Source organism: Bacillus sp. AM1(2019) (assembly GCF_009906915.1).
In the GTDB taxonomy this organism is placed as follows: domain Bacteria; phylum Bacillota; class Bacilli; order Bacillales; family Bacillaceae; genus Bacillus; species Bacillus velezensis.
Genome location: NZ_CP047644.1, coordinates 3,970,628 through 3,997,259, shown reverse-complemented (window position 1 = coordinate 3,997,259; position 26,632 = coordinate 3,970,628). Strand labels below are relative to the sequence as shown.

Sequence of the window (26,632 nt, the reverse complement as noted above, 5' to 3'; positions counted from 1 at the left end):
CAATGAGCGCTGATCATTTCTGTTTGTGCTGATGGTAATTTAGGTTTTTTTAAGATTCATTATTATCATTATTCTGACCGATGTCCCCTTTTAACAGAATCATGTATGATCAATAAAGAAATCGCTTTCAAAGAAAGGGGAATGCCGACATGTTTTATCGTATGAAACGAGTGCTGCTGCTTCTTGTCACTGGATTGTTTTTGAGTTTGTGTGCCATCACTTCTACTGCATCAGCTCAAACAGGCGGATCGTTTTTTGAACCTTTTAACAGCTATAACTCCGGATTATGGCAAAAAGCAAATGGTTACTCCAATGGAGATATGTTCAACTGCACGTGGCGTGCAAATAATGTATCCATGACGTCATCAGGTGAAATGCGTTTGGCGCTGACAAGCCCGTCTTATAACAAGTTTGACTGCGGGGAGAACCGCTCCGTTCAAACCTATGGCTATGGACTTTATGAAGTCAGAATGAAACCGGCTAAAAACACAGGGATCGTTTCATCGTTCTTCACTTATACAGGTCCAACGGATGGCACTCCTTGGGATGAGATTGATATCGAATTTTTAGGAAAAGACACGACAAAGGTTCAATTTAATTATTATACAAATGGCGCGGGAAACCATGAGAAGGTTGCGGATCTCGGATTTGACGCGGCCAATGCCTATCATACGTATGCGTTCGATTGGCAGCCAAACTCTATTAAATGGTATGTCGATGGGCAATTAAAACATACTGCGACAAGCCAAATCCCGACAACACCGGGAAAGATCATGATGAACTTGTGGAATGGGATAGGTGTCGATGACTGGCTCGGTTCCTACAATGGTGTAAATCCGCTATACGCTCATTATGACTGGGTGCGCTATACAAAAAAATAATGTGCAGAAAAGGATTTCCGCCAACGGAAATCCTTTTTTAATTAAAACGAAATAATCCCAATCAAAAGCGCCGCAATCGTCATCACAATCGTTGTTCCCACGGCCCATTTAATAGTGAATTTTTGATGATCGCCAAAGCTGACACCCGCCATTCCGACCAATAGATAGGTGGATGGCACAAGCGGGCTGAGCAGATGCACCGGCTGGCCCAGCAAGGAGGCTCTTCCGATTTCAGCGGCGTCTATTCCGTAAGCGGAAGCGGCTTCGGCGATGATGGGAAGGACACCGAAGTAAAAGGCGTCATTCGACATGAAAAAGGTGAAAGGCATGCTGGCAATCGCAGTGATCAACGGCAGATGCGGGCCCATGGCATCAGGGATGAGGGAAACGAGAGAATGCGCCATCGCATCGACCATTTTTGTGCCGGAGAGAATGCCTGTGAATATGCCTGCCGCAAACACCATTGAGACAACGTTTAACGCATTACCCGCATGCGCTGAGATCCGTTTCTGCTGCTCTTTGACATTTGGATAGTTGACCATCAAGGCGATGGCGAACGCGATCATAAAAAGAACAGGGATGGGAAGCAGGCTGGTGATCAGCGCGGCCATCAGAGCGACAGTCAGCAGCAGGTTGAACCATTGGAGAGCGGGACGCTTCAGCGGTGTCGCCTCCGGATCAGAAGACGGCGCGTGTTCAATCGAAATGATGCCGAGCCGCTTCCGTTCTTTTTTTCCGAGGAGATAAGCAACGGCGATCACCCAGAGAACGCCGGCGATCATAGCGGGAATCAGCGGCGTAAAGACTTCCGACGTGTCCAATTTCAAGGAAGCCAAAACCCTCGCCGTCGGCCCGCCCCACGGAATAATATTCATGACCCCCGAACCGAGCATCGCAATTCCCGCCAGCACCAAACGGTTCATGCCGAGCCGTTTGTAAAGGGGCAGCATTGCCGCAATCGTAATCATATACGTTGTTGTCCCATCTCCGTCCAGCGAAATGGTCATCGTCAGAACCGCTGTGCCGATGGCGATTTTTAACGGGTCCCCTTTGACAAGCGATAGGATTTTGGCAATGAGGGGATCAAACAGACCTGAGTCAATCATAATGCCGAAATACAGGATGGCGAATAACAGCATGATCCCGGTAGGAGCGAGGTCTGTAACGCCTTGAATCATCATCTCGCCGAGATCTTTGCCAAATCCGCTGATCAGGGCAAACACAACAGGAACGACAATCAAAGCAATAAGAGCGGAAAGCCGGTTAGACATAATAAGATACATAAAGACAATCATCATCACAAAACCGAGTATGGCAAGCACGATATGACCTCCCCTGTTCAACAGCTGTATTAGTAAGCGCTTTCACGATTTATTTCTGTGAAAATGGCTTATTTCAAAATGTGTATGACCGCATATGTAAATACAGACCTAAAATCCTAATGAGCGGATCAGCAGTTTATATGAAGAACGCCGCGGGTAAATGTGCTGTAGAATGTTTCGTTTTAAAAGGGGGAACTGACATGAGTGATGATCAAAACAAACGAGTAAATGAACACTCAAAGGACGAACAGCTGGAGCAGTACCGGTCTGATAACAGCGGCAAAAAAATGACGACCAATCAGGGGCTTCGCGTGTCTGAGGATGAGCATTCTTTAAAAGCGGGCGTCCGCGGCCCCACGCTGATGGAGGATTTTCATTTTCGTGAAAAAATGACGCACTTTGACCACGAGCGGATTCCGGAACGGGTCGTTCATGCGCGCGGGTACGGCGTTCATGGGCATTTTCAGGTGTACGAACCGATGACGGAATATACACGGGCGAAATTTTTGCAGGACCCGTCCGTCAAAACGCCTGTTTTCGTCCGTTTCTCAACAGTGGCGGGCTCCAAGGGGTCAGCCGACACCGTCCGTGACGCCAGGGGATTTGCGACGAAGTTTTATACTGAAGAAGGGAACTATGACCTCGTCGGAAACAATATTCCGGTGTTCTTCATTCAGGACGCAATCAAATTCCCGGATCTCGTTCACGCCATAAAACCGGAACCGCACAATGAAATGCCGCAGGCCGCGACGGCTCATGATACGTTCTGGGATTTTGTCGCAAACAATCCTGAATCCGCGCACATGGTCATGTGGACGATGTCTGACCGCGGCATCCCGCGAAGCTATCGGATGATGGAGGGCTTCGGCGTGCATACGTTCCGTTTCGTCAACGAGAAAGGAAAAGCGCGCTTTGTCAAATTCCACTGGAAACCCGTGCTCGGCGTTCATTCCCTCGTATGGGATGAAGCGCAGAAAATTGCCGGGAAAGATCCCGATTTCAACCGCCGTGACCTGTGGGAAACGATTGAAAACGGCGGCAAAGTCGAGTATGAGCTCGGTGTTCAGATGATTGACGAAGAAGATGAATTTAAGTTTGATTTCGATATCCTTGATCCGACGAAGCTGTGGCCGGAGGAGTTGGTTCCCGTCAAGCTGATCGGAAAAATGACCCTTGACCGCAATCAGGACAATGTCTTTGCGGAAACGGAACAGGTCGCCTTTCACCCGGGAAATGTCGTGCCGGGCATTGATTTCACCAATGATCCGCTTCTTCAAGGCCGGCTTTTCTCTTATACAGATACACAGCTCATCCGTCTTGGCGGGCCGAATTTTCACGAGATTCCGATCAACCGGCCGGTCTGCCCGTTCCATAACAACCAATACGACGGCTACCACCGGATGACGATTAATAAGGGCCCTGTCGCCTATCATAAAAATTCCCTGCAGAACAATGATCCGTCGCCGGCCTCAGAAGAAGAAGGCGGATACGTTCATTACCAGGAAAAAGTAGAAGGCAGAAAAATCCGCCAGCGCAGTGAGAGCTTCAATGATTATTTTTCTCAGGCCAAGATGTTCTGGAACAGCATGTCTACCGCCGAGAAAGAACATATCATCTCCGCGTTCTGTTTTGAAGTCGGAAAAGTGAACAGCAAGGGTGTGCAGCAGCAGGTGGTTGATGTCTTCAGTCACGTCGACGCCGGGCTAGCCGAGCGTGTTGCGAAAGGAATCGGCGTGAACCCGCCGCCGAAGGATCGTGAATCTGATGAAACGTTCACTTCCCCGGCCTTAAGCCAGGAAAACACGGTGAAGACGGCAGCGACAAGGCAGGTTGCGGTTTTAACCGACCACGGGTTTTCTGATGAGAAAGTCAAACAAGTGCTTGATGCATGCAAACAGGCGGGAGTCAGAGCCGATATCATCAGCCCCGCGCTTGGGACCGTGAAGGGAGAAAACGGCACGGAGCTCGAAGCGTCAGCCACTTTCCTGACAGCGGATTCCGTCCTGTACGACGCTGTTTTCATTCCGGGCGGAAAACAAAGCACAGACAGCCTCAAAGCCCAAAAATCGGCCAGAGACTTCGTTAACGAAGCCTTCAGCCATTACAAAGCGATCGGCGCCTCCGGTGAAGGAAAAGAACTTCTCGCCCTCGCCGCCGGAACCGAAAACGGCCCCGGCCTTGTTCCGGACGGAAACTGCGAACAATTTCTGAAAGCCGTGGCTGAGCATCGGCATTGGGACAGAAACATATAAGAATAGTCAAAAGTACCCTGTTAAGGGTGCTTTTTTTTTAGTTTATCAGAAATGAGAAAATTAAGATCACTCCGCCTAGTAATAACTCATTAGTTGAGTCTATTATGGGGTACTTCGGCATATCCAACCCCTTAAAAACTAAAAAGAATGAAGTCTTAATATAAATATGATAAAGTAATAAAAAAAGATAATAGCGGAGCTAAACATATGAATCAAAAACAACTCGAAGAATATTACCGGCGTGACGAAAACATGATGATTTTGGTGTTTGCCCAATGGTGCGTCAATCATGACCTTGATCCGATGGCCATTTACAGCAAGGCTTACCCCGGACAGCCTTTAAACGAAGAGCTGCGAAAAACGGCTGAAGAACTTGTCGTGCCGAAGGAGGAATCAGAACGGATTCCTGATCAAACCGTTATCGGCGTTTTGGAGATGTTCGGCAACTCCGATTTGGCGGAAGCCGTTTATGAAGCCATTGCGCAAAGACCTTCACGGTAAAAGAGGCGTGGATTTTCCATGTCTCTTTTTTTATGGAGAAAATGTGAAAGAAGGCCCAGAAACAATTTGCTGATCTGCGCTGTCTATAGAGTGTAATCCGTTTTCAAAAAGGGAACGGTAATGAAAAGGAGGAGTTGTGATGAAAAAGGCATTCAAAATGATGGCGGCTGTGCTCTTAACCGTGCTGACAGCCGCGCCGTTCGGAGGTTTCGCGCCTTCAGCCGAAGCCGCGCAAACCGCAAAGCCCGTTGTCAAAAGCCATACGTATAAGCATGTAAAGCAGCTGACATACCCCGAGGTCACAAATACGGGAAACGCATCTTTTGAAAAGAAAATCAATCAGGACTTTAAACGTTATATTGAACAATCGTACAAAGAATATGTGAAAAACAAAAAAGACGGTGAGAAACAAGGCTACAAAGCGGAATACCAGGCAGATTTCAAGGTGAAGTATAATCAAGACGGCAAGCTCAGCATTCAGACGGAAGACTACAGTTACACAGGCGGCGCACACGGGCTGACATCCGTTCAGACCTTTAATTACGACTTGGCCGCAAAAAAACGGGTCACACTCGATAATGTGCTGAATACAAAAACGAAAGCTAACAAGACGAGAGACTATCTTTACGGTTACATCAAGAAACATGATGATCTGTTCGATCAGGACGTTAAAAAACAGGAGATCATCCTGAATAACGAAAGACCTTTCTTCTTTACGAAAAACGGCATTGCCGTTGTGTTCGGACAATATGATCTCGGACCGTACGCGGCAGGAATCCGGGACGTTTTCGTACCTGCATCCGTCTATCAATAAAAAAAAGCGATATCACTCCAAAACGGAGCGGTATCGCTTTTTTTCTATTACCAGACAAACAATCCGACAATCGCCGCGCTCAATAAGGAAACGGCAATTCCGCTGACAAGCAGCTTCCAGACGTTTTTTCCGATGATGGCTGATTTTTCACCATCAAGCAGAGATTGATAAGATCCGTAGATCATACCGATGGTGCTGAAGTTTGCGAATGATGTCAGGAATGTCGTAGCCACGGCAATCGTGTGCGGCGGAAGTGAATTCAGCTGCCCTTTCAGATCGGCCATTGCCACAAATTCATTCGTCGCGAGCTTGATGCCCATCAGCTGTGCGACATACATCGCGTCATGTCCGCCTAATCCGAGAAGGAAGGCAAACGGACTGAAGATGTATGAGAAAATCTTTTGAATGGTCAAACCGTGCATGAACAATCCGAGTACGCCGTTTAACGCGGCCGTTAACGCCACATATCCGATCACCATCGCTAAAATGACAATGACCATGTTCATGCCGACAAGCATACTGTTAGAGATTGTGGAGAAGAAGTCTTTTTTCTCCGCTTTTGAAGGAACGTAAATAATATCATCCTCTTTAGAAACGTCCACGGGATTCAGCATATTGGCGATTAAAAGGGCGTTTAAGCAATTCAGCGGGATGGCTGTAAACACATAAGTGGACGGAACCATCGTCAAGTACGATCCGATGATCGAGCCGCTGATGCTGCTCATGCTCATCAGCCCGAATGTCAGAAGCCGATTGTTGCTGACGGCGGCAAGCTGCTGGCGGATGACGGCTAAAGCTTCCGTATTTCCTAAAAACATCATCTGGATGGAGAAAAAGCTCTCCAGCTTCGGCAGACGGGATATTTTAGAAATCAGCCAGCCGATTTTATCAATGAGCCACGGCAGAATACCGAAATACGACAGCATATCAAAGAAGGTCACGACGAAGATAATCGGCAGCAATGCGCTGAAGAAAAAATCAACCGTCGGATTGGCCATAACAGACGGAAAAGCGAACGCAATCCCTTGACTGGCGCAGGAAATCAGCCATGTAAAGAACGCGCCGATCTTCCCGATGACAAAGCCGCCGACTTTTGTCCCTAACATAAACCAAGTAATCAGAAACTCAAAGACGAGGAGCATGACAATCGGACGCCATTTAATCTTCTTCTTGTTGGGAGAGCATAAGAAAACAACAGCCATGACAACAATGAGACCGACAATGTTCAATAAAAAGTACATGTGAGCAACTCCTATAAGGGTATTATGGAAATAAAAAAAGCTCTTATTCGTCACAAATTCCTGAAAGCCAGAAAGTGTGATAAATAAGAGCCAAAAGAAAAGAATAGACAGCGTCATATGCTTTTCACTCGTTCAAATTTATGCAAACTTTCTTGTAGTCTAGTCTTTTACGGCACTAGGTAGAAACAATCAGACCATATTACTGATCATATACAAGAATAACGATATTACATGAGATAGCAGTATTTTATCGTTTCAATTTTTGAAAATCAACCTTTTTAGATATTTTCAAAATAATAAATTTATATTATAAATAAAGAAAATAAAGGATGTTCATAAGTAATTGGATAATAAAGGTTTAAAATACCCCCAAAAACCGTTCCGGTTCATTGTAAAGACGGGATGCAGCTGATAAAATGGATCTGAGGGCACAGCCTTCAAAAGACGGCAGAAAAGGGGTCATTTTCGTGATCATTCAGTTCATTCGTTACAGATAATGAGAGGTATAGATAAATAGGTTAAACCTTCCAATTTGGCGAGGTTTATTTGTCTATGCCTTTTTCATTTCATCGGAATAACGAATGAATGAGGTGTTTTTTTTGACGTCTATAAAAAGAAAACGCGCGGAATTACTGCAATCATGCCAGTCCGTGTTCAGGTGTCCGCTATGCCGGTCGGCCATGGCGGTCTCACAATACAAAAGCTTGATTTGCGGACAGGGGCATACATTTGATATATCAAAACAAGGATATGTGAATTTCCTCAATAAATCGGTCAAAACCCGCTATGACAGGCAGCTGTTCGAAGCGAGACGCGAGCTTTTTGACAGCCGGGAATTTTTTGGGCCGGTTCAAAAGGAGATCGCCGCCGTCATCAGCCGTAAGCAATCTCCGCATAAACCGGCGGCGATATTGGATGCGGGGTGCGGAGAAGGCTCTCATTTAGCCGCCGTATGCAAATTGCTTCAGCCCGCTTTTTCCGTGACGGGAATCGGCATTGATCTCTCGAAAGAAGGTGTGCTGCACGCCGCAAAGGCCTTCGGGAATCATATGGTGTTTGCCGTCGCTGATGTGGCGGATGCGCCGTTTGCCGACAGCTGTTTTGATGTCGTAATGTCCGTTTTATCACCTTGGAATTACAAGGAATGCAGCAGGCTTTTAAAAAAGGGCGGCACAGTCATTAAAGCGGTGCCGCGGCGTGATTATTTGAAGGAAGTAAGGGAATTCTTCTTCGGAGACAGTCCTCGGCGGAATGACACCGCCGATTCTGCGGCCGGACGATTCCAAGCGGGCTTTCAAACCTTTGAGCGCAAACCGCTGTGTTACACGAAGACCTTATCGCAGCCTGACCTCGAGCGGCTTGTGAAAATGACGCCCTTAACATGGAAATGTAATGATGACAGCATCCGGCGGTTTATCAGCCGGAAAGAGGCTGCTGTCACGATAGATATCGATATTTTAATCGGAACCGGTCCGCTGTAAAACAGAAAAGACACGCTAAACGCGTGTCTTTTTTTATTTCCAGACTTCACCGGCAATGTTGACGACATGGCGCAGTTTCGCCCATTGCTGTTCTTCTGTGATCAGGTTTCCTTCCTCAGTGGAGGCGAATCCGCATTGCGGGCTGAGGCAAAGCTGATCCAGGCTGACATATTGTGAAGCTTCTTCAATCCGGCGTTTAATCGCGTCCTTGTCTTCAAGTTCGCCATGTTTCGACGTAATCAATCCAAGCACAAGCTGAAGATCAGAGCGTTTGACATAGCGGAGCGGTTCAAAGCCGCCGGAGCGGGAATCATCATATTCCAGGAACAATCCGTCAAGGTCAAGCCCGTCAAAAATCGTTTCAGCCGCTGCATCATAGCCGCCTTCAGCCGTCCATGTGGATTGGAAGTTGCCGCGGCAGATATGCATCGTAACCTTCAGATCGTCAGGGCGGTCCTTGATGGCGTCATTAATGGAAGCGGCAAACAGCTTGCGCAGCTCATCCGGCGTTGTGCCGAAAGCTTCAATCTGACGAAGCCCCGCTTCCGATAAGAAAACGGCCCATGCGGTGTCATCGAGCTGAAGGTAGCGGCACCCGGCGTCATAGAAAGCTTGAATCGCTTTTTTATACGCCTTTGACACATCGTGCTGAAATTGTTTGTAATCATTCTGGTAGGACGCTTTTTCCAATTTTCCGCGGAAAAACAGCATATTCGGACTTGGGATGGTCATTTTCGGAACAGCATCGCCGGCAATGCTGTGCAGGAATTTATAATCTTCGAGCATCGGATGCTGAGAAAAATCAATATCTCCCGTTACTTTAATGCCGCGCGCTTTCGTCTGTACGTTGTGAAACTGAATGCCGCTTTCAGGCGTAAATGCTTCGACGCCGTCTAAGTTTTCGAGAAAATCAAAATGCCACCAGGCACGGCGGAATTCGCCGTCAGTCACGACATTGAGGCCGGTTTCTTTCTGCTTTTCCACACTGCGGATGATTTCTCTGTTTTCGATTTCGCGCAGCTGTTCTGCCGAAATCTCACCCGCCGCTCTTTGCAGGCGGGCTTGCTTCACAGCCGCCGGCCGCAGCAGGCTTCCGACCTGATCCGCGCGAAACGGCGGGTTTTTTCTTAGAAGCGTATGCAATGGTTGTTCTGTGTTTTGCTGTGACATGAACGATTCCTTCTTTCCTGATGAAATATAAAAAGCTCTTCCCTCGGATAGGGAAGAGCTTGCGTCCGCAAATCTCAACCTTATCTTCAGGATTTAGCACCATTCTGCTGAACAGCGGTTGCCGGGTATCATAGGGCCAGTCCCTCCACCTCTCTTGATAAGGAAATATGCTATTTTTCAGAATAAACTGTAATACTCTTAATCTTAGTATATTATCTTATATTGTCAATATATTTCGATAAATATTTTTATTTGTCACCCTCAAATAGAATCATATCTATCACAATGGCGATCGCGAGACAAAGAACGATATCCTCTTCCTTTTCAATCTGCAAATGATAGGAATCGCCCCAGCTCATCCATGATTTGGTGACGGTCATCCGGTTTGATTTTCCGTCTGTCACTTGAAAATTCCGGCCCCACACATCGCCGGTAAGATCCCAGCCGAGTCCGGAAATTTCAAATTTCGGTTTGAATAACGTGACTTTCTTGATGACTTGGCAGACGGGTTTGCCGCTGACGGAAATCTCGTAACGGGGAACGAGCGACATCAGTTTCTGATTGACGCTGGCGAGCGTGCGGCCGTCCAAATCAGTCAGCTTCAGTTCATCACCGAATGAAAACAGCTTTCCTTCAACATTGTAGACTTCTTTCCCGCTTTCAAGAAACACTTGAAAACGATTCTTAAACGTAAACATCCGCTCTTTGATATAAAAATGGTACATAAAAAAACTCCTTTTTTATGTTGTACGAAAAAAGGAGGCGGATGGTTTCATATCGGCCGGGTGCATAAAAAAAAGGCTGCCGATTTTGCGGCAGCTGTCGTTTTTATGATAGCGGCATCCGGCGTTTTTGACGGATCGCATTTAAATCAATGATGTTATTCGTGTCGGCAGCTGTCACCAGCGGGCTTGTCTTTGGCGTTTTCCGGCGGTTGTCCTTACTGAAAGAGAAAACAAGATACCCTGTCAAAGCAGCAAAAATAAGTAGCATCATTTTACATACCTCCCAAAAAAAGTTTTGGTATTATTATTGTACGAAAAAACAAACGAAAAGTATTCAAATAATTGTCACTTTTTTAAAAAATAACGTCATTTTCCGTAAAAATGACTAGGGGTTGAAGAAAATTTGCTCTTGTTGTGGTTCTATAGATTGTATCGGCTGATGAATGATGATCGTTTATATAACTTTTTCACTATTTTTTGTAAGAGTCTAATTAACCACTTCGTTGTTTTCGTTTGCCTTGTGTTATTCAGTACCCTAAAAAACCTTATCATATGCAAAATAACTGCTTCTAACAGATGACTGCGGAATGACAGCGCTTTCTTTATTTTTTTAAAGAAAACGAGATGTTATCTTAAAAAAATCGTTTGAACATTTTCCGCAGCTTTTTAAAAGGGTTTGATTTCGTCTCCAGAACACGCGGGTCTTTTAAGGTTTTTTTCAATTCTTTCGCTACAGTCCCTCTTGCCATAGTCTTCACTCCTTCTTTCCATTTCATACCTTATATACGGAAAGAAAGAAGGAAAGGTTTCATGTGAAAGAAAAAAACCAAAGCAGGGGGCTTTGGTTTTAAGCGCGCTCTTCAAAGAGCCTGGCGATTTCAACAATGACGTTTACCGCCTTTTCCATATGATCGACGGAAATGTATTCATATTTTCCGTGGAAGTTTTGGCCGCCCGTAAAAATGTTCGGTGTCGGCAGCCCCATGTAAGAGAGCTGTGATCCGTCGGTTCCGCCCCGGATCGGTTCGATAATCGGTTCGATGTCGAGGTTTTTCATGGCTTGATAGGCGACATCGACTATCTCTTTGACCGGTTCGATTTTTTCTCTCATGTTGTAATATTGATCACGCAGTTCAAGCTTGATGCTTTCCTTGCCGTATTTGGCCGCCAGCGCATCGGCGGTTTTCTGCATATATTCTTTTCGTTCTGCAAAGCGGTCTCTGTCAAAGTCTCTGATGATGTACGACAGGGCGGCTTCAGAAACGTCTCCGTTCATGGAAAGTAAATGATAGAAGCCTTCATACCCTTCCGTATATTCCGGCGCTTCTTCTTTCGGCAGCGCGTGATGAAATTCCATCGCGATTTTTGAAGCGTTGACCATTTTGTTTTTCGCCGTTCCCGGGTGGACGCTTTTTCCGTAACAAGTCAGCTTTGCGGCGGCTGCGTTAAAGCTTTCATATTGCAGTTCGCCGAGGGGGCCTCCGTCTATCGTGTAGGCGAATGCGGCGTTGAAGCGGCCGACATCGAATTTGTGAGGGCCTCTGCCGATTTCTTCATCGGGCGTGAACGCAACCCGGATCGTTCCGTGTTTGATGTCCGGATGTTTGATCAAGTACGCCATTGCCGTCATGATTTCGGCAATGCCCGCTTTGTTGTCGGCTCCGAGCAGCGTCGTGCCGTCTGTTGTGATCAGCGTCTGGCCTTTATAGCGGGAGAGCTCCGGGAATTGCTCAGGCGACAGGACGACATTGAGTTTGTCATTCAAAACGATATCATGTCCGTCGTAGCTCTCAATAATCTGAGGATTCACATTTTTTCCGGTAAAATCGGTCGCGGTGTCCACGTGAGCCAGAAAACCGACAGTCGGCACGTCTTTATCCGTATTTGCCGGCAGAGTCGCCATGACGTACCCATTGTCATCGACTGTGATTTCTGTCATGCCGATCGACTTTAATTCATCTGCCAGCATGTTGGCCAATGTCAGCTGGCCGGGGGTTGAAGGGCAGTTTTCATTGTTTTCGTCAGACTGTGTATCGACTTTTACGTAAGAGGTAAAGCGTTCAATGATTTCATTTTTCATACCGTCATCTCCTTTGTCTTATCTTACCATGCGCGGGGGAGGGATTTCTATTTCACAACCGGTTTGATTCGAGGGCTCTCTGTTTTACGCGAATGAAAACAAATTATGAAGAAACGATGACTAAACGATTAAACTTTTTGGAAATGGATGTTTGAGAAAGAAAAAACCGATATAATATGGTCAATTCATTCAATAGAGGAGGCTTTCTTCATGGCGATTTTAGTGACAGGCGGAGCGGGTTATATCGGAAGCCACACATGTGTCGAGCTGTTAAACGGCGGCTATGACATCGTGGTTCTGGATAATCTGTCAAATAGTTCACCGGAAGCATTGGAGCGTGTGAAAGACATTACCGGAAAAGGGCTTGTGTTTTATGAAGCGGATCTCCTTGACCGTGATGCCGTTCACCGGGTGTTTGCTGAAAATGAGATTGAAGCCGTCATTCATTTTGCGGGATTAAAAGCGGTCGGTGAGTCTGTGGCTGTTCCGCTCCGTTATTATCATAATAATCTGACGGGGACGTTTATTTTATGTGAAGCCATGCAGGCACACGGTGTGAAAAAAATCGTCTTCAGTTCTTCAGCGACGGTTTACGGCGTTCCGGAAACAACGCCGATCACTGAGGATTTTCCATTAAGCGCGACCAATCCTTACGGGCAGACAAAGCTGATGCTGGAACAGATTTTACGCGATCTGCATAAAGCGGACTCTGAATGGAGCATTGCGCTGCTCCGCTACTTTAATCCGTTCGGCGCGCACCCGAGCGGCCGGATCGGAGAAGACCCGAACGGCATCCCGAATAATTTAATGCCGTACGTCGCCCAAGTCGCTGTCGGCAAGCTTGAGCAATTGCAGGTGTTCGGCAATGATTATCCGACAAAGGACGGCACCGGCGTGCGGGATTACATCCATGTCGTTGATCTTGCCGAGGGCCACGTCAGAGCGCTTGAGAAGGTGCTGAACACAACAGGCGCGGATGCCTATAATCTCGGCACGGGAAGAGGCTACAGCGTTCTTGAGATGGTCAAAGCGTTTGAAAAAGTATCAGGAAAAGAAGTGCCGTACCGTTTTGCCGCCCGGCGCCCGGGAGACATCGCCGCATGCTTCGCAGACCCGGCAAAAGCGAAGGCTGAATTAGGCTGGGAAGCAAAGCGCGGGCTTGAAGAAATGTGCGCCGACTCTTGGAAGTGGCAGTCCTCCAATGTGAACGGGTACCAAAAGGTGTAAAAGAAAGAGACCTTCAAATGGTGAAGGTCTCTTTTATTACGGTCATTATTTAATTTTCACTTCAACATCGTTGCTGAACTTTAATTTCCAAGTGCCTTTAGAGTATGCGTTTTTATCAACTTCAAAAGCTTTTACGTCAGTAACTTTAATGTTCGGGTTCAAGTCACTTAAAATTTTACTGTTGTCTACTTTTGTTTCTGTTGCATAGCTTGAAGAAGCATCAATATCTGAATCATAGGATGTTCCTTTAGAATCTACTAATTTCGCTCTTGGAATGGAGAAAGAGCTTAACGGCTTGTTTGAAACATTTTTAACTGTGTATTGAACAGCTACGATAACGCCGCCGTCAGACGCTTTTTTCTCGACAAATTGAGAGCCTACTGAATCTCTTTTTTCCACTTTGGTAACAGTAACTTCAGTTTTCTCAGTCTTAACAGTGTCACCGATGTTATACAGTTTTTCCTTGGATTCCGCAGCTTTTGAAGACGCGGTTTTAGATGATGAAGATCCGCCTCCGCCGCCGATGTTTACGAGAATGATAATAACCACTACTGCCAGAAGCAATGTGATAATTTTATGTCTCATAAAAAAGTTTCTCTGATCTTTACCGCAGTTTGGGCATTTTTTAACGCCTTTAGCGATTTCTTTGCCGCATGCCTTACAAGACACCAGGTTGCCTGCCATAATATTTCCTCCTATGTAAACTATTTCTTAAAAACTACATACTATAATGCCTGTAAAATAACCTATAGTCAATAATATTTTGAGAAAAAAAGTATTTTAATGGTTTTTTAGTCATGTATTTTAAAGGCCTTTTTTAGTATCGGCAGATCGTTCGAATTTTTTATAGGTTTATTGAAAAAAGAGTGGTTGAACATGTTCGTGATTTCCCGTATAATCTTGAAAGATATACAAAAACTGAACATAAAAAACAGTGGTTTTCTAGGGTTCCGCAATGCTGAATTGGTCTGGACCGAGAGAAAACACACAGCAGGTTCCTGCTGTGACACGTTGGGATAAAAGCCCGGGAGTTTCTGCTCTTTTAATGAAGAGTGCTCTCCCGGGCTTTTTTGATTTTATATAAAGGGAGTGTCTGGGATGAAAAAGAGATTGCTGGATGTGCTGATGCTGATTATTGGGGCTTTTATCTTTGCTTTGGCCGTTAATTTATTCGCCATTCCGAATGATCTTGGAGAGGGCGGGGTAACGGGAATCACCCTGATTTTGTACTATGTGTTTGAATGGTCGCCCGGGGTGACGAATATCATTTTGAACGGGATCTTATTGATAATCGGATACAAATTTTTAGACGGAAAAACAACGCTTTATACGATCATTACCGTTGTCGCCAACTCACTGTTTCTGCATCTGACGCATGATTGGCACTCGCCTTCACATGAACTCATTATTAATACTATTTTTGCGGGTGTGTTTGCCGGTGTCGGAATCGGGATCATTATTCGAGTCGGAGGCACGACTGCGGGTTCTGCCATTTTGGCGAGGATTGCGAACAAATATCTCGATTGGAATATCAGCTATGCGCTTTTGTTCTTTGATCTGATTGTCGTCTTCAGTTCTTATTTCATCATCGGTGCGGAAAAAATGATGTTTACCATTGTCATGCTGTACATCGGAACGAAGGTGATGGACTTTATCATTGAAGGCCTGAATACGAAAAAAGCGGTGACGATTATATCTGAGCATAAGCACGAAATCGCTGAACAGGTTAATACGCTTATGGACAGAGGGGTTACGCTGCTGTCGGGTAAAGGAAATTACACGGGGCAGTCGAAGGAAATTTTATATATCGTCATCCAGAAACAAGAGCTTTCCATGCTCAAAAAAATTATTAAAAGCTGTGATACAAAAGCGTTTGTCATTGTTCATGATGTGCGTGACGTCTTTGGTGAAGGCTTCGTCGATATCTCTAAATAAAAAGGATCCCTCTGCCGGCGCGGAGGGTTTTTTTCTTATGCCGGCAGAAGCTGTTATGATCCGTTTCCCGGGAAATAGCCTGAAAGCTGTTTCTTAAAACGAAGTGGATACAATCGGCCGGACGTTTTATACTGAAAATATGATAGAGCGATAGAGAGGAGCGCATATGAACCCGTTATTGGCAATTTACCCGAGGGCTGTGTTGTCTGATACGTGCTGTACGGCGGAGGATGTCTTTTGCTTTTATGATGAGAAAAGGCGGGTCTATGTCGCCATTCCGAAGGAGGATATCACCCCGAAGGAGAAACTGCTTCTGGAATCACTTTTGGCGCCCGCTGAAGAAAAAGGCGTTTTTTTTCCGGAGACGGCGGCAGCAAAGAGGTGGCGGCGGTTTCTGCTGGAAGAAGGCCCGGTGCCTGATGTCAAGGAGCTGCGTGTCCGTTTTATCCATTATGACTTATTGGGAGAACGGGACTGGGGGGCATTTACAGAAGCGCTGCGCCATTTCTGGCCGGTTTCATATACAGTTGTCCGGACGGGAAGGGATCAGGGCGTGATTGTGGAGGAAGAAAAGCTGGAAGCGCCAGATTCGGATGACATCGCATCTTTTGTGAAGATTCTCGAAGGCGATTTTTATTTCAGTGTCCGTTTTTTCATCGGAAGGTATTATGGCGCGGGAGAACGTCTGCGCCTTCATTATCGGAGAGAACAGCAATATTGTCAGATTGGCCGGCGTCATCTCCCGCAGCTGAGCACGCTGACCGCGGAAACGGTATTTCCGGCTATGCTCATGGAAGAAAGCAGAGAAAAGCTCTCAGCCTTGCTTCACGAAGAAGCGGTGCTGCTGTTTCAGAAAGAACCGGAGCTGAAGCATACGATTCAGACTTTTATTGAACATAACTCGAACATGTCGCTCACATCGAAAAGACTGCATTTGCACCGCAACAGTCTTCAATATCGGATTGATAAATTTGCGGAACGCTCGGGTATTGATATTAAGACATATCGGGGCGCCCTGCTGGCTTATTTCATTTGTCTGCAGTATGAAAAATCACATTAAATGGGAAATGTGCACGAAGGCAGCGGACTTTTTTTATGAACATTGCCTATATCCGCCTCCGTCTGACGCTGTTACAATCCTATTAAAGAAAGCGTTTACAAAAAGGAGGAGATGACATGGCGGAACTTCGGCTGGAGCATATTTATAAGTATTACGATCAAAAAGAAGCGGCTGTCGATGATTTTAACCTTCATATTAAAGATAAAGAGTTTATTGTGTTTGTCGGTCCGTCGGGGTGCGGCAAGTCGACAACATTACGGATGGTTGCCGGGCTGGAAGACATTACGAAGGGCGATTTCTATATCGGTGACACGAGAGTGAATGACATCGCTCCTAAAGACAGGGATATCGCCATGGTGTTTCAAAACTATGCGTTATATCCGCACATGACGGTCTATGATAATATCGCTTTCGGTCTGAAGCTGAGGAAGATGCCGAAACCTGAGATAAAAAAACGGGTCGAAGAAGCGGCGAAAATGCTGGGGCTCACAGAGTATCTGCACCGCAAACCGAAGGCGCTCTCCGGCGGGCAGCGGCAGCGGGTTGCATTAGGCCGGGCGATTGTCAGGGACGCCAAAGTGTTTCTAATGGATGAGCCGCTGTCAAATCTGGACGCAAAGCTTCGGGTGCAGATGCGGGCAGAAATTATTAAGCTGCATCAAAGGCTGCAAACAACCACAATCTATGTGACGCACGACCAAACAGAAGCACTGACGATGGCGACACGCATCGTCGTCATGAAGGACGGAAAAATTCAGCAGATCGGCACCCCGAAAGACGTGTATGAATATCCCGAAAACGTATTTGTCGGCGGGTTTATCGGCTCCCCAGCGATGAACTTTTTCAAAGGAAAGCTGACGGACGGCGCCATTCAGATCGGTTCAGCCGCTCTCAGCGTGCCGGAAGGGAAAATGAAAATGCTCCGGGAAAAAGGGTATGCCGGCAAAGATGTTATCTTCGGCATCCGCCCGGAAGACATACATGACGAGCTGATTGTGGTAGAATCCTATAAGAATTCATCCATCACAGCTAAAATCAATGTCGCGGAATTGCTCGGGTCAGAAATTATGGTTTATTCCCGGATCGGGGATCAGGATTTTATCGCCCGGATTGACGCCCGCCATGACATTCATGCCGGTGAAGAATTGACCGTCGCTTTCGACATGAATAAAGCTCACTTTTTTGACAGTGAAACAGAAATCAGAATCCGCTCATAACGCAAAGCCGGACAGCTGGATGTCCGGCTTTTTTGATGTAACAATTTATGACGCATAACCGATATAAAAAGTAAATAGAAGACAGAAAGCAGGAAAACGATGAAACGCATGATCATGTGCGTGTGCCTTTTGGCTGCCGTGTTTACGCTTGCCGCCTGCTCGGGCCATGAGGCAAGCGCCGAACAAAGCATTCCGAAGGCAGAAGCGCACCACGATAAAAAGTCTGTAAAGCGCCAAATCAAAAAAGAGCCGGATACGTCCGCCTGGGTTCAAACGAAAGGAACGGCAAGACTGCCGATTCTGATGTACCACAGCATTTCTGAGGGAAACAGCCTGCGTGTGCCGAAGGAAGAATTCCGGCAGCATATGAAGTGGCTTCATGATCACGGCTATTATACGATGACTCCTGAAGAGGCCTATCTGATGCTGACGGAGGATAAGGAGCCGCGTGAAAAATGTGTTCTGATCACATTTGATGACGGCTATACCGACAATATGAAAGCGGCCTATCCCATTTTAAAGAAATACAAGATGAAAGCGACAATCTTTATGATCGGAAACTATATCGGGCATAAGAATCATCTGACGGAGAAGCAGATGAAGGAGATGGCCGCCCACGGCATTTCCATTCAGAGCCATACGATGAACCATCTCGAATTGAACGGGCTCACACCGCAGCAGCAGCGACGTGAAATGAAGGACTCTAAGCGTTTATTTGATCAAATGTTCGGGCAGCGGACGTCTATGATCAGCTACCCTGTCGGACGATATAATAAGGAAACATTAAAAGCCGCCGCCGCGTCAGGCTACCGTATGGCGGTCACGACGGAGCCGGGAGCGGCGTCAAGAGATCAGGGGCTTTACGGGCTTCACCGCGTCCGTGTATCGCCGGGCATGTCCGGGGCGGCATTCGGCTCTTATATTCAAAATGTGATGAAATAACAGAGCCTCCGCATATGCGGAGGCTTTTTTCAGTTTAATAGAATTGATGAAGCAGCAGAAGGGTGACACTCACGGTAATCGCTCCGCCGATTCTGGTCGACACTTGGGCGAACGGCATAAGCTCAAGCCGTTCAGCGGCGCTCAAGATCGCGACGTCGCCGGTGCCGCCCTGGCCGGAATGGCAGGCATTAATAATCGCCGTCTCAATCGGGTACAGATTCAGCCATTTTCCGGTCAGAAAACCGACGGCCATCATCGTGACGACGATTGATAAAATGGTAATGATGTTGCTGATCGTAAACGCCGCAATCAGCTTGTCCCACGGTGTCATTGAAACGCCGATCGCAAATAAGAGCGGATAGGTCACAGCTGTCGAGAAAAAGCGCGAGACGCCGAAGGCTCCGTTTTCAATCGAAGCCGGCGCCAGCCTGAACAGCTTAATGAGAACGGCAAGGACGAGCATCACGACAGGAGCCGGAAGCTGAAAGAAATCATGCGCCAGCATGCCGACCAAATAGAGGGATACCGCTAAAATACCGCCCGAAGCGAAAAAGGACAAATCAAACGTTTTATCATTGGCCGGCTGTTCCAATGCGGGAGCGGAATGATCAGACTTATCAACCTTCCCGTTGCCCGTCCATTCCGGTTTGCGTTTCCCGATGACATTCAGCAAACCCGATAACATAATGGCGCACAGGCTGCCGAGCATGATGGACGGCAGCACAAGCGCAAAGGCGTCTCCCTGGGACATCGGCATAATATCGGAGTAGCCGATGGATAAAGGAATCGCGCCTTCACCGACACCCCCCGCCATAATCGGAACGACAATATAAAGCAGCGTGTGCTGAAAGCCGAGCCCGAGCAGCGTCCCGACGCATAAGCCGACGATGGCGGCCGCGATCGAGCCGGCGATCAGCGGAATAAAAATCTTGACGAAAGCTTTGACGAGCGTCTCTCTTTTCATCCCGAGAATACTGCCGACGACGATACCGGCAATAAATAGATAGAGAAAGTTGGAGCTTTCTGTGAATTCTGTTGTTGAAGTAATAATGTCTTTCGGAAGCAGGTGGTAGTAGACGACAGCGGATGGAATAAAGGTTGCGAGAATCGCAGGGCCGCCGATGGACCGCACGATCGGAATGGATTTTCCGATCTGGCCGAAGGTAAATCCGAAAAAACTCATGACGGCAATTGATGTCAGAATGTCGCTTTTTACATCACGGCTCATGACAAACACCGTAATAAGCAAGAAAAGCAGGATATAGATAGGAAGAGGAATAATGCCGATTCTTATATTCATTGCTCTGGCAAACCAGTTATCAGTCCGTTCCTGTTTTTGGATTGAATCCGTTTGCAATTTTGGTTGAAGTTCTCCCATGCTTGTTCCCCCAGTCGTTATGTAGTGAAAAAATATCCCCATTTAAAGTATACTAAAAAATTTAAATTGTTCATATATTATGAATTTACTAGAGGACATGCTTTCTTCACATTTTCTTTCTCAAAATGGCGATTTGGCGGGCTTTTTCGCCGAGAAAAGCATTTTGTTCGCCACACGAATAAAAAAGAGGTACGATATCAAAGGGACAAATATCCTAGGCGCTGACATAAAATCTCTACAAATCCGACAATAATCGGTCACAATTTCAGCCTTATTTTAGGTATATTGATCTTTTTTTTTAGGCTGAATCGTTGTAAAGTAATGATATTGAATCATTTCTATGACAGCCGCTGTCCCCCAGGGTGTACAGGCTGATATTTCAATAGTTTTGACGAATTTGTGAAACATTGAGCAAATATATCATTTTTTGTGAAATACCGAGCAATGATCTCGTTATGTTTGTGAAATGTTGAGCAATTTACCAGATTGGAGGAAAAACATCATGAGTGAGTTGGTATTAGCCCGCATTCAATTTGCATCTACAACATTGTTTCACTTCTTGTTTGTGCCTTTGTCTATCGGGCTTGTGTTTATGGTTGCTTTGATGGAGACGCTTTATGTTGTCAAAAAACAAGAGACCTATCTCAAAATGGCTAAATTTTGGGGGCATCTCTTTTTAATTAACTTTGCTGTCGGCGTCGTCACAGGGATTCTTCAGGAATTCCAGTTCGGTCTGAACTGGTCTGATTATTCCCGTTTTGTCGGAGACGTATTTGGAGCTCCGCTTGCGGTTGAAGCGCTTTTGGCGTTTTTTATGGAGTCTATTTTTATCGGATTATGGATTTTCGGCTGGGACCGTTTATCTAAAAAAGTGCATTTGCTTTGCATTTGGCTTGTGTCCTTCGGAACGATTATGTCATCTTTCTGGATTTTGACGGCAAACTCATTCATGCAGGAGCCGGTCGGCTTTGCGATTAAAAACGGCCGCGCGGAAATGAATGATTTCGGGGCGCTTTTGACAAATCCTCAGCTTTGGGTTGAATTCCCTCACGTCATTTTCGGGGCGCTTGCGACGGGTGCTTTCTTTATCGCCGGTGTCAGCGCATTTAAATTATTGAAGAAAAAAGAAGTGCCTTTCTTCCATAAATCTTTCAAGCTTTCGATGATTGTCGGTCTGATCGCCGGTATCGGCGTTGCGTTCAGCGGACATATGCAGGCTGAGCATTTAATGGAATCGCAGCCGATGAAAATGGCCGCCAGTGAAGCGCTATGGGATGACAGCGGTGATCCTGCCGCGTGGACGGCTTTTGCGAATATTGATACGAATAAAGAAAAAAACACATCAGAAATTTCAATTCCTTACGCACTCAGCTACTTGGCTTACCAGAAGTTCAGCGGCAGTGTGAAAGGGATGAAAACACTTCAAAAAGAATACGAAAAAACGTACGGAAAAGGCGACTATATCCCGCCTGTTAAAACGACGTTCTGGAGTTTCCGCATTATGGCGGGAGCGGGCGCGCTTATGATTTTTGCCGCGATTGCCGGCTTTATTCTGAACCGCCGCAAAAAGCTTCATACGAGCAAGTGGTATTTACGGGGCATGATCGCACTGATCGCATTCCCATTCATTGCGAACTCTGCCGGTTGGATTATGACTGAAATCGGCCGCCAGCCGTGGACGGTCATGGGACAATTGACGACCGCACAATCCGTTTCTCCTAACGTAACGACGGGATCTCTGCTGTTTTCAATTATCAGCTTCGGCGTCATGTACTTGATTTTAGGCGCTCTGCTTGTTTTCCTATTCGTTCGTGAAATTAAAAAAGGTGCGGACCATGATGATCATAAGGATGTTCCTGTATCAACGGATCCGTTCAGTCAGGAGGTCTACCATGGGGTCACTTCATGATCTTTGGTTTATACTCGTTTCAGTTTTGTTTGTCGGATTTTTCTTTTTAGAGGGTTTTGATTTCGGTGTCGGCATTTCGACCCGATTTCTTGGCCATAATGAATTAGAACGCAGAGTGCTGGTTAACACCATCGGCCCGTTCTGGGATGCGAATGAGGTGTGGCTTATCACAGGTACGGGAGCGATCTTCGCGGCATTCCCGAACTGGTATGCGACGATGCTGAGCGGATATTACATTCCGTTTATCATCATTCTTCTTGCCTTGATGGGGCGCGGCGTGGCATTTGAATTCCGCGGCCAAGTGAATAATCTGAAATGGGTCAAAACATGGGACTGGGTGATTTTCTTCGGCAGCCTTATCCCGCCATTTGTATTCGGACTTATTTTCACAAGCTTGTTCCGCGGTGTGCCGATTGACGGACATATGAACATTCACGCAGGTTTTTCAGATATTGTGAACGTGTATTCCGTTCTTGGCGGAGCAGCCGTCACCCTTCTTTCATTCCTGCACGGTTTAATGTTTATCACCCTGCGCACGATCGGTGATTTACAAGAGCGTGCGAGAAAAATGGCAAAACGCGTAATCGGTGTTATCTTTCTTGTTGTACTTGCTTTCTTTGCGATGTCTGCATACGATACGGATATGTTTACACGCCGGGCAAACATCACGATTCCGGTATTCGTGCTGATTGTCATCTGCAACGTTCTTGCCGTTGTGTTCATGAGCAAGAAAAAAGACGGCTGGGCATTCGGTATGACCGGCGCGGGTCTTGCTTTGACAGTTGCGATGATTTTTATCTCTCTGTTCCCGCGCGTCATGGTCAGCTCGCTGAAAAGCGCGTATGACTTAACAGTAGCTAACGCGTCTTCCGGTGATTATTCACTTAAGGTCATGACAATTGTCGCACTGACTCTGCTGCCGTTTGTTATCGGCAGTCAGATCTGGAGCTATTATGTCTTCCGGAAACGCGTCAGCCATAAGGAGCCTATGACTTATTAATGGGAAAAGACCTGTTTCTTTATAAAGGAATGAAGCGGATTCTTGCGATCATTACGGGATTAACGATTATACAAACGGCCGCCATCATCTTGCAGGCGGAATGGCTGAGCCAGGCGGTAACCGGATTATTTAACGGGAAGCGGATTGCTTCTCTTTATCCGGTTATCGGCTTTTTCCTGCTTGCGTTTTTGGTCCGGCATGCGGTGACAACGGTCCGGCAGAAAATCGTGTACCAATATGCCGCACAAACCGGCGCAGACTTAAGAAAAAGATTTCTTGAGCAATTGTTCCGTCTCGGCCCCCGCTTTGCGAAAAAAGAGGGGACGGGCCGGATGGTGACGCTGGCGATGGAAGGCATCAGCCAGTTCCGCCGTTATTTAGAGCTGTTTCTGCCGAAAATGGTCAGCATGGCGATTGTACCGGCGGCCGTTGTTATTTACGTGTTTTTTCAGGATAAAACATCGGCATTGATTCTGATTCTTGCGCTTCCGATTTTGATTGTATTTATGATTCTGCTCGGACTTGTCGCACAGAAAAAAGCCGATCGCCAATGGAAGTCCTATCAGACGCTTTCCAATCATTTCGTGGATTCGCTTCGCGGACTGGAGACATTGCGGTTTTTAGGATTAAGCAAATCACACAGCAAAAACATCTTTCATGTCAGTGAGAGATACCGTAAGGCGACGATGAGCACGCTCCGGGTCGCGTTTTTATCATCATTCGCCCTGGATTTCTTTACGATGCTGTCGGTGGCGACAGTGGCGGTGTTTCTCGGCTTGCGGCTGATAGACGGACAAATTCTGCTCGGACCGGCACTGACCGCGCTCATTCTCGCGCCTGAATATTTTCTCCCGGTCCGCGAAGTGGGAAATGATTACCACGCGACGTTAAACGGGCAGGAGGCGGGGAAAACCATTCAAACGATTTTGGCGCAGCCCGGTTTTAAAGAAGAAAAGCCGCTCGAACTTGATACGTGGACTGACGGGGATGAATTACAGCTTACGCGTTTGTCCGTCCGAGAATCGATGTCTGAATTTCATCTGTCCTTTAAAGGGAAGAAGAAAATCGGAATTATCGGGGAAAGCGGTTCGGGAAAATCGACACTCATTGATGTGCTGGGCGGCTTTTTAGAGCCTGCGTCCGGTGAGATCAAGGTAAACGGTGAATCCCGCTCGCATCTGCAGTCGGACGGCTGGCAGAAGCAGCTGCTTTATATTCCGCAGCATCCGTACATTTTTGATGACACGCTTTTGAATAATATCCGGTTTTATCATCCTGATGCTTCCCGTGAGGAAACGGCGCGCGCCGCTGATTCAGCGGGTCTTTCCGGACTGATCCGTGATCTGCCCGGCGGCCTTGACGGCCGGATCGGCGAGGGCGGACGGGCGCTTAGCGGAGGGCAGGCTCAGCGTGTCGCGCTGGCCAGAGCCTTTTTAGGAAACCGGCCGATTCTCCTTTTGGATGAGCCGACCGCTCACCTTGATATTGAAACAGAATATGAAATAAAAGAAACGATGAAAGACCTGTTTGAAAACAAACTTGTTTTTCTGGCCACTCACCGTCTTCACTGGATGCTTGAGATGGACGAAATTATCGTGCTTGATGACGGCGCGGTGGCGGAAATCGGCACCCACGACGAATTGATGGCGAAACAAGGCGTATACGCCAAACTTGTAAAGGCGCAACTGGGGGAAAGAACATGAGAAAAGAAGAATGGATTCTGCCGTATATAAAGCAAAATGCCCGTTTGTTTGTTCTTGTGATTTTTTTAGGCGCGGTGACGATTTTTTCGGCGGCCTTTCTCATGTTCACTTCCGGTTTTTTAATCTCTAAGTCGGCGACAAGGCCTGAGAATATCCTGCTGGTGTACGTTCCGATTGTGGCCGTGCGCACCTTCGGGATTGCCCGTTCAGTCTCACGGTACGCCGAGCGTCTGACGGGGCACCATATCATTTTGAAAATCGTGTCCGACATGAGGGTGCGGCTTTACAATATGCTGGAGCCGGCCTCGCTCATGCTTTCATCCCGTTTTCGGACGGGCGACATGCTCGGCATTTTGGCTGAGGATATTGAGCATTTGCAGGATGCGTTTTTAAAAACGATTTTCCCGGCGGTTTCCGCTTTGCTGCTGTATGCGGCCTCCGTTATCGGACTCGGCTTTTTTTCCTGGCCGTTTGCCGCTTTTGCGGCGATTTACCTGTTTATATTGGTTGTATTGTTTCCGGTTGTGTCGCTTCTTGTGACGAGAGCGAAAAACATGAGGCTGAAAAGCGGCCGGAATATGCTCTACAGCCGGCTGACAGATGCCGTGCTCGGCGTGAGCGACTGGATGTTTTCGGGACGCCAGGCGGCCTTTATTTCCTCTTATGAAGAGAAAGAGAAGGCATGGTTTGACCTTGAAAGCAAACGTCAGCGGTTTACAAGATGGCGTGATCTCGCCGCGCAATGTCTTGTCGGCGGCTTCATATTGATCATGCTGTTCTGGACGGCGGGTCAGTATGCGGACGGCAGCATCGCCAACACGATGATCGCGGCCTTTGTGCTTGTCGTATTTCCATTGACGGAGGCGTTTCTGCCCTTTTCGGATGCGCTGACGGAAGTGCCTTCTTATCAGGATTCCATCAAAAGAATGAGTAAGGCGGCTCCGGAGCTGCGAAGTCGTGAGGTGAAGCAGACAGATGAGAAACTGGATGTATCTGATGTGACACTTACATTTGATAACGTGACGTTTTCTTATGATCAGCACAGTCATGTGCTTGACCGTTTTTCCTTCACTCTCCGCCAAGGTGAAAAAATGGCGCTGCTCGGCAGGAGCGGTTCCGGTAAGTCGACCTCTCTCGCTTTAATTGAAGGCGCCTTAGTTCCCGATTCGGGCAAAGTGATGCTGAACGGGCTGGAAACTGCGGCCGTGCAGGAGCAGATTTCCTCAGCGGTGGCCGTTTTGAATCAGAAACCTCATCTCTTTAACACGAGCATTATGAACAATATCCGGCTCGGAAACGGTAAGGCGAGTGATGAAGATGTTAAGCGTGCGGCGCGGCAAGTGAAGCTGCATGATTATATTGAATCACTGCCTGACGGATATGAAACGTCCGTGCAGGAGACGGGGATTCGTTTCTCAGGCGGGGAACGGCAGCGGATCGCGCTTGCCCGTATTCTGCTCCAAGACACGCCGGTCATTATCCTTGATGAACCGACGGTCGGCCTTGATGCGGTCACTGAACGCGAATTGCTTGATACGATTTTTGATGTCTTTAAAGAGAAAACGATCCTCTGGATTACACACCATTTAGCGGGTGTGGAAACAGCTGATAAAATCGTCTTTTTAGAAAATGGAAAAGCAGAAATGGAAGGAACCCATCAAGAGCTGCTTGCAGAAAACGAACGGTACCGGAAGCTTTACCGTCTTGATGTTCCGATCAGAACATAAACAGCCGCAAACGAGCGGCTGTTTTTTTGTGCGGTTTAAAATCTCTTCTTGTTTGGAATATAAATAG

Annotated in this window: 22 protein-coding genes and 3 riboswitches; of the genes, 14 read left to right on the top strand and 8 right to left on the bottom strand. The window is 46.9% G+C overall.

The features are described from left to right. The first annotated feature begins 149 nt into the window (after positions 1-149). Positions 150-881 carry a beta-glucanase gene (gene bglS, locus GNE05_RS19885; RefSeq protein WP_017418586.1) on the top strand — a complete coding sequence of 244 codons (732 nt, stop codon included), beginning with the start codon at positions 150-152 and terminating at the stop codon, positions 879-881. A 41-nt stretch (positions 882-922) separates the two neighbouring features. Here bglS and citH read toward each other — a convergent pair whose 3' ends face one another. Then, entirely contained in the window at positions 923-2,203 is a 1,281-nt protein-coding gene (gene citH, locus GNE05_RS19880; protein WP_021494706.1) for a citrate transporter CitH, read from the bottom strand. Between the two features lie 200 nt (positions 2,204-2,403). On the opposite strand from citH, the gene GNE05_RS19875 reads away from it, so the two are divergent. The 3 genes from GNE05_RS19875 (at position 2,404) to GNE05_RS19865 (ending at position 5,770) form a co-directional block, all read left to right on the top strand. Continuing rightward, positions 2,404-4,455: a catalase gene (locus GNE05_RS19875; protein WP_160183127.1), complete on the top strand. Its 2,052-nt coding sequence runs from the start codon at positions 2,404-2,406 to the stop codon at positions 4,453-4,455. 207 nt (positions 4,456-4,662) lie between these two features. After that, positions 4,663-4,956, top strand: a complete 294-nt coding sequence (locus GNE05_RS19870; RefSeq protein WP_029972958.1) for a hypothetical protein — start codon at positions 4,663-4,665, stop codon at positions 4,954-4,956. A 139-nt stretch (positions 4,957-5,095) separates the two neighbouring features. After that, a complete protein-coding gene (locus GNE05_RS19865; protein ID WP_021494710.1) occupies positions 5,096-5,770 on the top strand; it encodes a DUF3298 and DUF4163 domain-containing protein in 675 nt (224 codons plus the stop codon). Positions 5,771-5,817: 47 nt separating this feature from the next. Here the strand turns inward: GNE05_RS19865 and GNE05_RS19860 are convergent, their stop codons facing one another. Beyond that, positions 5,818-7,011, bottom strand: coding sequence for a NupC/NupG family nucleoside CNT transporter (locus GNE05_RS19860; RefSeq protein WP_014419242.1), 1,194 nt, complete (start codon positions 7,009-7,011; stop codon positions 5,818-5,820). A gap of 135 nt (positions 7,012-7,146) precedes the next feature. Next, positions 7,147-7,247: riboswitch (purine riboswitch) on the bottom strand. Between the two features lie 363 nt (positions 7,248-7,610). On the opposite strand from GNE05_RS19860, the gene GNE05_RS19855 reads away from it, so the two are divergent. Continuing rightward, positions 7,611-8,492: a methyltransferase domain-containing protein gene (locus GNE05_RS19855; protein WP_014419241.1), complete on the top strand. Its 882-nt coding sequence runs from the start codon at positions 7,611-7,613 to the stop codon at positions 8,490-8,492. Positions 8,493-8,525: 33 nt separating this feature from the next. Here GNE05_RS19855 and GNE05_RS19850 read toward each other — a convergent pair whose 3' ends face one another. The 4 genes from GNE05_RS19850 to pepT all read right to left on the bottom strand — a co-directional run bounded on the left by GNE05_RS19850 (position 8,526) and on the right by pepT (position 12,467). After that, a complete protein-coding gene (locus GNE05_RS19850; protein WP_029972954.1) occupies positions 8,526-9,662 on the bottom strand; it encodes a 5-methyltetrahydropteroyltriglutamate--homocysteine S-methyltransferase in 1,137 nt (378 codons plus the stop codon). Positions 9,663-9,739: 77 nt separating this feature from the next. Next, a riboswitch (SAM riboswitch) is annotated at positions 9,740-9,826 on the bottom strand. Positions 9,827-9,910: 84 nt separating this feature from the next. Then, positions 9,911-10,387: an LURP-one-related/scramblase family protein gene (locus tag GNE05_RS19845; RefSeq protein WP_022553977.1), complete on the bottom strand. Its 477-nt coding sequence runs from the start codon at positions 10,385-10,387 to the stop codon at positions 9,911-9,913. 103 nt (positions 10,388-10,490) lie between these two features. Then, positions 10,491-10,658 (bottom strand): hypothetical protein, encoded by a 168-nt coding sequence (locus tag GNE05_RS21075; protein ID WP_003150808.1) that lies wholly within the window; start codon positions 10,656-10,658, stop codon positions 10,491-10,493. Positions 10,659-11,234: 576 nt separating this feature from the next. Continuing rightward, a complete protein-coding gene (gene pepT, locus GNE05_RS19840; RefSeq protein WP_014419238.1) occupies positions 11,235-12,467 on the bottom strand; it encodes a peptidase T in 1,233 nt (410 codons plus the stop codon). Between the two features lie 210 nt (positions 12,468-12,677). On the opposite strand from pepT, the gene galE reads away from it, so the two are divergent. After that, the gene (gene galE / locus GNE05_RS19835) at positions 12,678-13,694 is read left to right on the top strand and encodes a UDP-glucose 4-epimerase GalE (protein WP_014419237.1); all 1,017 of its coding nucleotides are present in this window, start codon (positions 12,678-12,680) and stop codon (positions 13,692-13,694) included. A gap of 45 nt (positions 13,695-13,739) precedes the next feature. Here the strand turns inward: galE and GNE05_RS19830 are convergent, their stop codons facing one another. Beyond that, complete coding sequence (locus tag GNE05_RS19830; protein ID WP_119834765.1) at positions 13,740-14,279, bottom strand: DUF4352 domain-containing protein; 540 nt, start codon at positions 14,277-14,279, stop codon at positions 13,740-13,742. Between the two features lie 346 nt (positions 14,280-14,625). Beyond that, positions 14,626-14,727, top strand: a riboswitch (guanidine-I (ykkC/yxkD leader). 65 nt (positions 14,728-14,792) lie between these two features. On the opposite strand from GNE05_RS19830, the gene GNE05_RS19825 reads away from it, so the two are divergent. From GNE05_RS19825 to GNE05_RS19810, 4 genes are all read left to right on the top strand, one after another. After that, a complete protein-coding gene (locus GNE05_RS19825; protein ID WP_003150818.1) occupies positions 14,793-15,629 on the top strand; it encodes a YitT family protein in 837 nt (278 codons plus the stop codon). A 166-nt stretch (positions 15,630-15,795) separates the two neighbouring features. Further along, positions 15,796-16,689, top strand: a complete 894-nt coding sequence (locus GNE05_RS19820; protein ID WP_160183126.1) for a PucR family transcriptional regulator — start codon at positions 15,796-15,798, stop codon at positions 16,687-16,689. Between the two features lie 116 nt (positions 16,690-16,805). After that, the gene (locus GNE05_RS19815; protein WP_160183125.1) at positions 16,806-17,906 is read left to right on the top strand and encodes an ABC transporter ATP-binding protein; all 1,101 of its coding nucleotides are present in this window, start codon (positions 16,806-16,808) and stop codon (positions 17,904-17,906) included. A 99-nt stretch (positions 17,907-18,005) separates the two neighbouring features. Further along, entirely contained in the window at positions 18,006-18,848 is an 843-nt protein-coding gene (locus GNE05_RS19810) for a polysaccharide deacetylase family protein (protein WP_160183124.1), read from the top strand. A 34-nt stretch (positions 18,849-18,882) separates the two neighbouring features. Here GNE05_RS19810 and GNE05_RS19805 read toward each other — a convergent pair whose 3' ends face one another. Then, positions 18,883-20,226 (bottom strand): citrate/malate transporter CimH, encoded by a 1,344-nt coding sequence (locus tag GNE05_RS19805; protein ID WP_012118784.1) that lies wholly within the window; start codon positions 20,224-20,226, stop codon positions 18,883-18,885. A 502-nt stretch (positions 20,227-20,728) separates the two neighbouring features. On the opposite strand from GNE05_RS19805, the gene GNE05_RS19800 reads away from it, so the two are divergent. Genes GNE05_RS19800 through cydC form a run of 4 tightly spaced genes read left to right on the top strand, consistent with a single transcriptional unit; the run spans position 20,729 to position 26,565 of the window. Then, positions 20,729-22,135 carry a cytochrome ubiquinol oxidase subunit I gene (locus GNE05_RS19800; RefSeq protein ID WP_007614697.1) on the top strand — a complete coding sequence of 469 codons (1,407 nt, stop codon included), beginning with the start codon at positions 20,729-20,731 and terminating at the stop codon, positions 22,133-22,135. Continuing rightward, complete coding sequence (gene cydB / locus GNE05_RS19795; RefSeq protein ID WP_014722010.1) at positions 22,119-23,135, top strand: cytochrome d ubiquinol oxidase subunit II; 1,017 nt, start codon at positions 22,119-22,121, stop codon at positions 23,133-23,135. The genes GNE05_RS19800 and cydB overlap by 17 nt, the downstream gene beginning before the upstream one ends. Beyond that, on the top strand, positions 23,135-24,838 hold the full coding sequence (cydD, locus tag GNE05_RS19790; protein WP_094296195.1) for a thiol reductant ABC exporter subunit CydD: 1,704 nt from the start codon (positions 23,135-23,137) through the stop codon (positions 24,836-24,838). The genes cydB and cydD overlap by 1 nt, the downstream gene beginning before the upstream one ends. Then, positions 24,835-26,565 carry a thiol reductant ABC exporter subunit CydC gene (cydC, locus tag GNE05_RS19785; protein WP_110124433.1) on the top strand — a complete coding sequence of 577 codons (1,731 nt, stop codon included), beginning with the start codon at positions 24,835-24,837 and terminating at the stop codon, positions 26,563-26,565. The genes cydD and cydC overlap by 4 nt, the downstream gene beginning before the upstream one ends. Positions 26,566-26,632: the final 67 nt, after the last annotated feature.